The organism is Porphyromonas bobii (assembly GCF_943169685.1).
GTDB lineage: Bacteria > Bacteroidota > Bacteroidia > Bacteroidales > Porphyromonadaceae > Porphyromonas > Porphyromonas pasteri.
Map to the genome: position 1 here is coordinate 1 of NZ_CALPBU010000016.1, position 1,421 is coordinate 1,421.

At 47.9% G+C, this 1,421-nt stretch carries 2 rRNA genes; both read right to left on the bottom strand.

Annotation, left to right across the window (positions count from 1 at the left end):
- Window positions 1-106: ribosomal RNA gene (locus KO088_RS08855) — 23S ribosomal RNA — on the bottom strand; the annotation flags it as partial.
- A 1,253-nt stretch (window positions 107-1,359) separates the two neighbouring features.
- Window positions 1,360-1,421 (bottom strand): 16S ribosomal RNA (locus KO088_RS08860); the annotation flags it as partial.

Below are 1,421 nucleotides of genomic sequence, written 5' to 3' on the forward strand. Positions count from 1 at the left end.
CGGATCAATTTGTATGTGCCAATCCCCGTAGCTTATCGCAGCTTATCACGTCCTTCTTCGCCTCCGAGAGCCAAGGCATCCACCGTCTGCCCTTATCTGTTTTTGCGCCTAACGTACTTCTAACATTACTATCAGAAAGCACGCAGGTTGTATACTAACTTATTATATATGCTCTACGTTGTTTTCTCGTTTGTTTTTATCAAGTATGTCAATGATCGCTAAGAGGGCCGCTGGTGTTAACCTTGTGACTCCTCCTTGAGTCAATCATAAGTAAGTCGCCTTACTTATATCGTCTTCGCTAACGTCTTTACCCCCCTTCCTCAGCTACCCTCGCTCGGGTCAGCTCTTCTTCGAGGCGGTTCGTTTCTCGTTTGCGGTTGCAAAGATAGAGCAAAAACTAAATACAAACCAAATCTTCACGCAAAATATTTCTCAAGAACACCCGTTGAGTTGCATTCATTTCCCCATAAGCAAGAGAGTTACAGGGGGCAAAAAAATTTCATTCTCTTGGGGGAGATGGGTGCTTTTCTGGGAGAAGAAGGAGGGAGTTGAGCGGGGAAGAGGTCCGCTTGGCGGGGGAATGAAGGGCACAAAGGGCTGGTGACGGTCATATAATGATATGGGGAGGCAGCGCAAACCAATAGTCATTCGTGGGTGAAGTAGTAGTGGTTTGAATGCAAACCACTACTTATTCGAGTAGCAAACGAGTAGTGCTTCGCACCCCAAACCAATAGTCGTTTGATCCCAAACAACTATTGAAGCACAGCACACCTTCTCGAAAGTAGGAGGATCGAGCTGCTGGAAGGGCGTTGCACTTGGCGGGAATAAAAGGCGTACGAAAAGGGAAAAGCCACTGCATACCCCCTTATTCCTTTTGAGTAGATGCAGACATGAGTGATATCAACCTATATAGTTTCGCCCGCCGACCTATATAGCTTCACACCACCCTACTAAAGGCAGCCTTCCCACGCCCCCTCCGAAGAGTAGAAAGCAATCAGTACTGGTCACCATTCCAACCACTACTGGTCGCTATTAGTGACCAGTACTGCTTCGCCGTGTAACCAGTACTGCTCCGACCACTGACCAGTACTGGTCAATTTCACCACCCAATAAAAGCGCCGTCCACCTACCCCACAGAAGGGATAGGCAGACGACGTCGTTTACCCTACCAATACTATTAAGAAGCGCTATAAAACGAAGCGAGGCGGTGACCAGCTGGATAGCCAGTCACCGCCTCGCGATGGGTGAGAAGATCGATATGACAGCAGAAGCGAGTACGCACATTCAGAAAAATCACCTAACTCATCTCTTACGTACATACTACACTAACTATACTAAAGCCCATTTTCAGAACTCCAGAAAGGAGGTGTTCCAGCCGCACCTTCCGGTACGGCTACCTTGTTACGACTTAGCCCCAGTCA